Here is a 9,114-nt window from a genome sequence, read left to right on the forward strand (position 1 = left end):
CTTGGTGTGAGGAGTGATTGAACCTGGTTTAGCCAGTACTTGACCACGTTCTACTTCATCACGCTTAGTACCACGTAGTAGCGCACCAACGTTCTCACCTGCACGACCTTCGTCCAGCAGTTTACGGAACATTTCTACACCAGTACATGTAGTGGTTGTAGTCTCGTGGATACCAACGATTGCTACTTCATCACCTACACGTAGGATACCGCGCTCGATACGGCCAGTTACTACTGTACCACGACCTTGGATTGAGAATACGTCTTCGATTGGCATCAGGAACGGCATGTCTACTGCACGCTCTGGCTCTGGGATGTACTCGTCCAGTGCTTTAGCCAGCTCAAGGATTTTCTCTTCCCACTGTGCTTCGCCGTTTAGCGCGCCTAGTGCAGAACCTTGGATTACTGGCAGGTCATCACCTGGGAAGTCGTATTCAGACAGAAGTTCACGAACTTCCATTTCTACTAGTTCTAGCAGCTCTTCATCGTCAACCATGTCACATTTGTTCATGAATACGATGATGTAAGGAATACCAACCTGACGGCCTAGTAGGATGTGCTCACGAGTTTGTGGCATTGGACCATCTGTTGCAGCTACAACTAGGATACCACCGTCCATTTGCGCAGCACCAGTGATCATGTTTTTAACATAGTCAGCGTGTCCTGGGCAGTCTACGTGTGCGTAGTGACGGCTTGGAGTATCGTATTCTACGTGTGAAGTAGAGATTGTGATACCGCGCTCACGCTCTTCTGGAGCGTTATCGATTGATGCGAAGTCACGAGCTGCACCGCCGTATACTTTTGAAAGAGTAGTACAGATTGCTGCTGTTAGAGTTGTTTTACCGTGGTCAACGTGGCCGATAGTACCAACGTTTACGTGCGGTTTCGTACGTTCAAATTTTTCTTTAGACACGTTCGTGTTCCTTCCTAGTTATGATTCACCCCAAGTAACGTTCACTCAAGGCGCGCCAGAATTTGCTATTTTATGCGCCAACGCTCGTCAGCGCAATAGATTCGTTATTAATCAAATAACGTTAACCGCGTTCCGCAATAATTGCTTCCGCAATATTTTTAGGAACCTCAGCGTACTCACTAAACTCCATAGAGTAAGAAGCACGACCTTGGGTCGCAGAACGTAGGTCGGTTGCATAACCAAACATCTCAGAGAGAGGTACTTTGGCATGGATAATTTTCAGACCAGCAAGGCCATCATCCATACCTTCGATCATGCCGCGACGACGGTTTAAGTCACCAACAACATCACCCATCCAATCTTCCGGAGTGGTTACTTCAACTTTCATTAGCGGTTCAAGAATAACTGGGTTTGCTTCAAGCGCACCTTTCTTGAATGCCATTGAGCCAGCGATTTTAAACGCCATCTCACTTGAGTCGACATCGTGGAATGAACCATCAAAGAGTGTGGCTTTAACATCCAATACTGGGTAGCCAGCCAACACACCGTTGTTCATTTGCTCCTCGATACCTTTCGCTACCGGAGCGATGAATTCCTTAGGAATTGCACCACCAACGATCTCGTCAACGAAGACAAAGCCCTGACCTACTTCAGCAGGTTCAATCTTCAGCCAAACGTGACCATATTGACCACGACCACCAGACTGACGAACAAATTTGCCTTCTACTTCCGATTTACCACGAATGGTTTCACGGTAAGCAACCTGAGGTTTACCCACGTTGCAGTCAACGCTGAATTCGCGTTTCATACGATCAACGATGATGTCCAGATGAAGCTCGCCCATACCAGAGATCAGTGTTTGACCCGTTTCTTGGTCTGTTTCAACACGGAATGATGGGTCTTCTGCGGCTAGTTTACCTAGCGCAATGGCCATTTTCTCTTGGTCAGCGGTAGAACGGGGTTCTACGGCGATCTGAATCACTGGCGTAGGGAATTCCATACGTTCCAAAATCACTTTGTGGTTCTGGTCACATAGAGTGTCACCTGTCGTTACATCTTTCAGACCGATCGCTGCGGCGATATCGCCAGCACGAACTTCTTTAATTTCTTCACGCTTGTTGGCGTGCATTTGCACGATACGACCAAAACGCTCTTTTTTGTCTTTCACTGAGTTGTAAACGGCATCGCCTGAATTTACCACACCGGAATAAACACGCATGAAAGTGAGCGTTCCGACAAATGGGTCTGTCGCAATCTTGAATGCTAACGCTGAAAACGGTTCGTTGTCGTCTGCATGACGTTCAACTTCGTTTTCACGTTCATCAACACCTTTGATTGAAGGTACATCTATTGGCGCTGGTAGATATTCAATCACCGCATCCAAAACGGCTTGCACACCTTTGTTTTTAAACGCACTACCACAAGTGGCCAATACGATTTCGTTGTTCAGTGTACGTTGACGTAACGCTTGCTTGATTTCAGCTTCAGTCAGCTCACCATCATCAAGGTATTTTTCCATCAATTCTTCACTGGCTTCAGCCGCAGCCTCAACCAAATGGTTGCGCCACTCTTCAGCAAGTTCGATCATGTCAGCTGGAATGTCTTCGTAGGTAAACGTCATGCCTTGATCGGCTTCATTCCAGTTGATGGCTTTCATCTTAATAAGGTCGATAACACCTCTAAACTCTTCTTCCGCACCAATGTTTAATTGGATGGGAACCGGAGTAGCACCAAGACGATTTTTAATTTGGTCTACAACGCGTAGGAAATCTGCGCCTGCACGGTCCATTTTGTTGACAAATACGATACGTGGTACGTGGTACTTATTTGCTTGACGCCATACCGTTTCAGACTGAGGTTCAACACCTGATGCGCCACAGAATACAACTACAGCACCATCTAGCACGCGCAGTGAACGTTCGACTTCGATAGTAAAGTCAACGTGTCCAGGAGTATCAATGATGTTGATGCGGTGATCTTGGAATTGTGCTTCCATACCACGCCAGAAAGTCGTCGTCGCAGCCGAAGTGATAGTGATACCACGTTCCTGCTCCTGCTCCATCCAGTCCATGGTTGCGGCGCCATCGTGAACTTCACCGATTTTGTGAGAAAGACCAGTGTAGAACAGAATACGTTCAGTCGTCGTTGTTTTACCTGCATCTACGTGAGCACAGATACCGATGTTACGGTAGCGCTCAATAGGAGTTTTGCGAGCCACGATTGAATCCTCTTATTAGAGATAGGGACTATTGCTATAGCTACCAACTGTTCTCACTTTGAGAAAATACAGGCCTCTAGATATAGCAATAGTTCCTAGCATAAGCATAGGAACTAAAGAAGTGCTGCAAGGAACCTTGCAGCACTGAAAAGGTATTACCAACGGTAATGAGCAAACGCTTTGTTCGCTTCAGCCATACGGTGAACGTCTTCACGTTTCTTAACAGCTGTACCTTTGTTTTCTGACGCGTCTAGCATTTCAGCAGCTAGGCGAGCAGCCATAGATTTTTCACCACGCTTACGCGCAGCTTCAACTAACCAACGCATAGCAAGTGCGTTACGGCGAACCGGACGTACTTCTACTGGAACTTGGTAAGTTGAACCACCCACACGGCGAGATTTAACTTCTACCGCTGGGCGTACATTTTCAAGAGCTTCTTCAAATACTGCTAAGTGATCTTTACCAGATTTCTCAGCCATAGTGTCTAGTGCAGTGTAAACGATTTTTTCTGCAGTAGATTTTTTACCGTCAACCATAAGGATGTTAACGAATTTTGCCAGCAGTTCAGATTTGAACTTTGGATCTGGAAGGATCTTACGCTGACCAATAACGCGACGACGTGGCATGGATTTTCTCCGTTGTCTTAATTCAGGTTTTATCCAAAACTTTTCAGTTTTTTCAAAAATTAAAAATTGAAAATAAGTGTTTGGCCTTACTTAACGCTTTCTTTATTAGAAAAGACGCATTAAGACTTAGGACGCTTCACACCGTACTTAGAACGAGCTTGTTTACGGTCGTTCACGCCAGCACAGTCTAGTGCGCCGCGAACGGTGTGGTAACGTACACCCGGAAGGTCTTTTACACGACCGCCACGGATAAGTACTACACTGTGCTCTTGTAGGTTGTGACCTTCACCACCGATGTATGAAGTAACTTCAAAACCGTTAGTTAGACGTACACGACATACTTTACGTAGTGCTGAGTTAGGTTTTTTAGGTGTAGTAGTGTAAACACGAGTACATACACCACGTTTTTGTGGGCACGCTTCTAGTGCTGGCACGTTGCTTTTAACAACTTGCTTTGCACGTGGCTTGCGAACCAACTGGTTAATAGTTGCCATTAACTAGCTCCTGATTTGCTGAAATTAGCTTGGTGAAAAATCTATCCCTATTCACAATGCGTAAATAGGGACGCAAAATTCTATGCAGCAGTGGGATGTGTGTCAAGAAATATACAGATCTTTTTTTAGCCCGTTGCTGGACATAAAAATGAACTGAATATTCATGACCAGAGACGACTTACCAAGATATTGATTTTGAATGATTTATTGTCAATTCAACAAACTCAAATCTATTGATAATTTGCATGTTTGGTGCGACTTTTTCTGACCAACCACGGGCTTGGAGATCCTCTTGCAAGACAAAGACCTGACCAGCCCGCACAATATGCGCATCATATCCAGCTTGTGGACTAGAGGCGTAAATAGCATTTTCCACCAGCAAAAGGGTATCTGTCGGCTGCAGGTAGCGAGACACAAGCTTCAGTTTTTCCAAAGATTTTACGATATGTAGCACTTGTGTACCTCAGAAAGTAAGCAGTTGGTCGAACTCATCCCACCGCTCAGCGATTTGCTGTGGAGAGACAATTTCACCCTCGATAATGAGTTCGCTCGGCGCTAGTCCCCACTGCTGTAAACTCTGCGTGCAAATATAACGCTGCTCAATATCATACAAATCGAGCAACTTAAACGCGCTGATATAGTCTCGGCTCAGTACTTGGGACGGATCCTGACCCTTTAACAATTGCAACACCCCTTCACCAACAAAGAAAACAGCTAGCTCTTCCGAATAGGCAGAAGCAGCTAAAATGGCGTCCAGCCCTTCACGAGCAGAAGAAGAACCATGGGGAGGTGTATGAAAAATGAAAGCGACTTTTTTCAAAATTGAACCACTCTATCTTGACTCAACAGAGCTTCGGCTAAACTTCCTAATCCTGACTGCTCAAAGTGTTCGGCAAGATTATCAACAGGCAATTGATGCTGGCTGGCTTCATCTTGTCCAACCACGCCGCGACGCAACGCTGCTGCGACACAAGTTTCCAATCGCACTTGATGCTGAATTGCCAGTGATTGCCAAGCCTTCACCAGATCAAACTCATCGTTGGCAGGTACGGTCAGTTTGGAGGCATTAAACACACCATCTTGATAGAAAAAGACACTTTTCAACTGGTGTCCTTTTTCTATCAAAGCTTGTGCAAACAGATACGCGTTACGCGCAGACTGAGTTCCGTATACAGACCCATTGACCACTAAAGAGTAAGTCAACGAAGCGGGGCTTAAACTCACGCTTCATCATCCTCAGTTTTACGCTGACGGATATACAGGTAAACCGTGTGCTTAGAAATATTCAGACGATCCGCCACGCGGTTAATCGCATCTTTAATATCAAAGATACCTTTGTCGAACAGCGCCATAACGATTTGCCGGTTCTTGGTATTGTTCGATACCGTTTTGTCGGTATTGATCTCTTCAATCGTACGTTCAACGGTTTGGTCTACCAGCTCTTCGACATCACTGGCGAAGTTCACTGAAGAAGCCGCATCTTGCGCTTCCTGCGTTGGCATAAACGATTGAAGAACCTGAGAGAAAGGTGCATCGAGGTTGACGTTAATACACAGCAAACCAATCACACGGTTGTCGCCATTACGGATAGCTACCGTAATCGACTTCATCAACACTCCGCCTTTGGCACGGGTGAAATAAGAACGAGAGAAGTTGCGTTCTGAGCCTTCGATGTCGCGCAACATTTTTAACGCAAGATCGGTAATAGGCGAACCTACCTGACGACCCGTGTTTTCACCATTAGCGATTTTAATTGCAGAGGTATTCAGATCTTCTAATGAGTGCAACACAATCTCACAAAAAGGACCAATCAAGCTGGCGATACCATCTACAACCGCCTCATAAGAGCGCAAAATCACTTTGTCATGCTCAGTGAATGGTTTCACGTGAACGGATTCCATTTCTAGCAGCATGTCTGCATTATTAAATGTTTCTGTTGTTGTCACTGTACTTTGACCTTAAAACGCAAAATCAACAAATTGTTGTAAGTCTATCAGAAAATTTTATTTGAATGCTTAGCTATCTCACCAACAAGTGATTTGAAACAAATTATGTGCTGAAGCTCACTGAAATAAAAAAAGGCCTGAAGCTGTCAGACCTTTTAGACTGCTCTCTCATTCCCATGCTCCGCGTGGGAATGAGAAGATTAGCTAGATACTTAATAGACCGATAGCTTACTGCGCTGCAGCTTCGCTGTTATCGATTTTGAGCAATTCAACTTCGAATACCAAGGTTGAGTTAGTAGGAATGGTTGGTGTGTCTTGCTCGCCGTATGCTAGCTCTGGCGGAATCACAAACTTGAATTTAGAACCGACAGTCATCAACTGAACGCCTTCGGTCCAACCCGGGATAACACGGTTTAGAGGGAAGGTTGCAGGTTCACCACGATCGTAAGAGCTATCAAACTGAGTACCGTCAGTCAGAGTGCCTTTGTAATGGACCTGAACCGTGTCGGTCTCTTTTGGTTGCTCACCTTCTGCTGGTGTGATCACTTGGTAAAGCAGACCAGACTCCGTTTTCTTCACGCCTTCCTGAGCTTCAAACTCAGAACGGAATTTGTCACCCGCTGCTTTGTTTGCTGCGGCTTTCTCAGCCGTTTTCGCTTGCATGGTTTCAGCCACTCGCTTGTCCAGAGACTCTAATGCCGCGCGAGTATCTTCTTCAGAAAGTTCTGCTTTGCCAGCAAAGACGTGCTCAATACCCTGAAGGACAAGATCTTTATTTAGTTCGATACCAATTTCACGAGGCTTATCTAGGCTGGTGTTTAGGTAGTTGGCGAACGAGACACCAATAGCGTATGCAGCTTTCTCATCGTCAGTTTTAAAAGTGACTGCCTGTTGCTCTTGTGCTGCCGGAGTCGCTTCCACTTTCGGTGCTTCATCTTTTTGGCAACCGACTGCAAGCATTACCGTTGCAGCTAGCAGTGACACTTTAAATAGTGATTTCATTAAATTCTCCAATTTGTTGGCAAAGCTCATTTTGTTGGCAAAGCTGATTCTGTTGATAAAGCGGATCCTGTTGGAAAAGCTTCAGTTATGATGCACAAAATCAGTTATCTCTCTGGTACATCACAAAAAGTTGTACCAATATAGCGGTATGTTTTGAGATTGTCTCTACGGATAATTAGACCTCATGCGGATAATTTACCATCTCACACTCTGTTTTACTGTCATGGTTGCGTTAAACGGCTGCTTTTTCTCTGGAAAAGAGCTCGAACGTTGGGATTTAGAGCCCAACGGCTCTGCCAGTTTTGGCTTAAGCCGCGATGGACGATTTGCGCTTATTTATTCCCAACAACACCAATTGGTTCTGTGGGATTTAAACTCACGCGAGAAACTCGCCGAACTCGGCGCCCAAGACCCACAACAAAATACGGTATCGCGTATTCGCATTGCCGATAGTGGGCAATTTGCCGTTACCGCTAGCCAAATTAACTTTGCCGTTTGGAACCTTGCTTGGTCACAAGCGAAAGGCTTATGGTCCATTTCAGATGGACTCATCCGCGACATAGATATCAGCAGTGATGGACAGCAAGTCTTGCTCGGTCTATCGAATGGTAAAGCCATTTACGTCGATTTAGTCAACGGACGTCGCATGGAGTTCCTTGCGCACCAGGAAAAAGTCAATTCCGTTGCTCTTTCACCAAACGGCCGCTATGCCCTCACCGGTGGCAACGACTACAAAGCTTACTTTTGGGATACCAAAACCGGGCAAATCATCCATACCTTTGAACATAAGCAGAGAGTCAACCGTGTTGCCTTGCAGCGCGACGGTAAACTGGCCTTTACCTCAGATGGTGGCGATGAAGCTTTTATTTGGCAATTACCAAGCGGACTAAAGCAAACTCAACTGCACAGTTTCTCAAGACAATTGATCTTTTCCAGCGCGCGTTTTTCTGACGATGGGGCATTTTTAGTCACAGGCACGCCGTCAAGTCGAATTGAAGTTTGGGATAGCAAGAGCGGCGACAAACTGGAGAGCTTCGACGCGGAACCAAGAAAAGATGCACGTCCACCACGAGCAGTAGTGTATGATGCCGCCTTCGATTCAAAACAGCGGATCATTTCAAGCACTTCTGCCGGCATTGCACAAGCCTGGCAAAGAGACGAATAAGCCGCTAGAGCATATCTGGGTATGACGATGACAGAACAGCACACAGTACAGTTAGAGCAACGTATTGAAGATTTGGAATGCAAAGTCGCGTTTCAAGAGCAGACGATTGATGAGCTCAATGAAGCGCTCGCTCAGCAACAGTTGTTGATCAACAAAATGAAAGATCAAATGAAATACGTGGTAGGAAAAATGAAAAATATGGAAACGTCCAACATGGCGGATCCAAACAAAGAGCCGCCACCACCACATTACTAACACTCTCTGGTAAACATGGGTTTTAAGCAAAGTAATAAGCGATAACAGCGCCTGCTACCACTAAGCATCCGCCGATACGACGAAGCTGGTTATCCGGTTGTTCACTTAACTGAGCAACCATTTGCCGCCAACCATTTGGGGCAATTAAAGGACCAAGTCCTTCAACCACTAGCACTAATCCCAATGCCATCCAAAGTGAATTCGACATTATTTGTTCCTATAATCAAGAAAGGCTCCCAAAGGAGCAATGCCAATCAGTTAAGAAAATCTCTCGTTCCCATGCTCTGAAGTGACCCCATAAAGTTGGACATTTCTGTTAAGCGGCTTGCAAGGCCTGATTTCGATATTCTATCGGAGTCAGGCCTTTAAATTTCACCTTAATCCGTTTTGTATTGTAATACTCTATATATTCTTCGATATTTGCAATCAGTTCATCAGCATCAGTGAAGCTTTGACCGTGATACATCTCTGTTTTGAGTAAAGCGAAGAAGTTTTC

13 protein-coding genes are annotated in these 9,114 nt (G+C 45.4%); 2 read left to right on the plus strand and 11 right to left on the minus strand.

The window, feature by feature from the left end; translation table 11 throughout:
- The 9 genes from tuf to fkpA all read right to left on the minus strand — a co-directional run.
- The coding region (gene tuf / locus ACK5MF_RS13840) for an elongation factor Tu (RefSeq protein WP_416923182.1) at positions 1 to 912 on the minus strand (912 nt) is incomplete at its 3' end.
- Positions 913 to 1,033: 121 nt separating this feature from the next.
- Positions 1,034 to 3,130 (minus strand): elongation factor G, encoded by a 2,097-nt coding sequence (gene fusA, locus ACK5MF_RS13845; RefSeq protein WP_416923184.1) that lies wholly within the window; start codon positions 3,128 to 3,130, stop codon positions 1,034 to 1,036.
- A gap of 155 nt (positions 3,131 to 3,285) precedes the next feature.
- Complete coding sequence (gene rpsG / locus ACK5MF_RS13850; RefSeq protein WP_042490263.1) at positions 3,286 to 3,756, minus strand: 30S ribosomal protein S7; 471 nt, start codon at positions 3,754 to 3,756, stop codon at positions 3,286 to 3,288.
- Between the two features lie 119 nt (positions 3,757 to 3,875).
- Complete coding sequence (gene rpsL, locus ACK5MF_RS13855; protein WP_005595139.1) at positions 3,876 to 4,250, minus strand: 30S ribosomal protein S12; 375 nt, start codon at positions 4,248 to 4,250, stop codon at positions 3,876 to 3,878.
- Between the two features lie 178 nt (positions 4,251 to 4,428).
- Complete coding sequence (gene tusB / locus ACK5MF_RS13860; protein WP_416923187.1) at positions 4,429 to 4,704, minus strand: sulfurtransferase complex subunit TusB; 276 nt, start codon at positions 4,702 to 4,704, stop codon at positions 4,429 to 4,431.
- 9 nt (positions 4,705 to 4,713) lie between these two features.
- A complete protein-coding gene (tusC, locus tag ACK5MF_RS13865) occupies positions 4,714 to 5,070 on the minus strand; it encodes a sulfurtransferase complex subunit TusC (protein ID WP_416923189.1) in 357 nt (118 codons plus the stop codon).
- Positions 5,067 to 5,474: a sulfurtransferase complex subunit TusD gene (gene tusD / locus ACK5MF_RS13870; RefSeq protein ID WP_416923190.1), complete on the minus strand. Its 408-nt coding sequence runs from the start codon at positions 5,472 to 5,474 to the stop codon at positions 5,067 to 5,069. The genes tusC and tusD overlap by 4 nt, the downstream gene beginning before the upstream one ends.
- Positions 5,471 to 6,196: a helix-turn-helix transcriptional regulator gene (locus tag ACK5MF_RS13875; RefSeq protein WP_416923191.1), complete on the minus strand. Its 726-nt coding sequence runs from the start codon at positions 6,194 to 6,196 to the stop codon at positions 5,471 to 5,473. Before ACK5MF_RS13875 ends, tusD begins: the two co-directional genes overlap by 4 nt.
- 228 nt (positions 6,197 to 6,424) lie before the next feature.
- On the minus strand, positions 6,425 to 7,198 hold the full coding sequence (fkpA, locus tag ACK5MF_RS13880) for an FKBP-type peptidyl-prolyl cis-trans isomerase (RefSeq protein ID WP_416923192.1): 774 nt from the start codon (positions 7,196 to 7,198) through the stop codon (positions 6,425 to 6,427).
- A 184-nt stretch (positions 7,199 to 7,382) separates the two neighbouring features.
- On the opposite strand from fkpA, the gene ACK5MF_RS13885 reads away from it, so the two are divergent.
- Both ACK5MF_RS13885 and ACK5MF_RS13890 read left to right on the plus strand, forming a co-directional pair.
- On the plus strand, positions 7,383 to 8,363 hold the full coding sequence (locus ACK5MF_RS13885) for a WD40 repeat domain-containing protein (RefSeq protein WP_416923193.1): 981 nt from the start codon (positions 7,383 to 7,385) through the stop codon (positions 8,361 to 8,363).
- Between the two features lie 27 nt (positions 8,364 to 8,390).
- Positions 8,391 to 8,618: a SlyX family protein gene (locus ACK5MF_RS13890; protein ID WP_416923194.1), complete on the plus strand. Its 228-nt coding sequence runs from the start codon at positions 8,391 to 8,393 to the stop codon at positions 8,616 to 8,618.
- A gap of 22 nt (positions 8,619 to 8,640) precedes the next feature.
- Here the strand turns inward: ACK5MF_RS13890 and ACK5MF_RS13895 are convergent, their stop codons facing one another.
- Both ACK5MF_RS13895 and ACK5MF_RS13900 read right to left on the minus strand, forming a co-directional pair.
- The gene (locus ACK5MF_RS13895) at positions 8,641 to 8,826 is read right to left on the minus strand and encodes a DUF2065 domain-containing protein (protein ID WP_416923195.1); all 186 of its coding nucleotides are present in this window, start codon (positions 8,824 to 8,826) and stop codon (positions 8,641 to 8,643) included.
- Between the two features lie 108 nt (positions 8,827 to 8,934).
- A partial coding sequence (locus ACK5MF_RS13900; RefSeq protein WP_416923196.1) for an IS3 family transposase occupies positions 8,935 to 9,114 on the minus strand: 180 nt, incomplete at its 5' end.

The organism is Vibrio sp., from assembly GCF_047973365.1.
Taxonomy (GTDB): Bacteria; Pseudomonadota; Gammaproteobacteria; order Enterobacterales; family Vibrionaceae; genus Vibrio.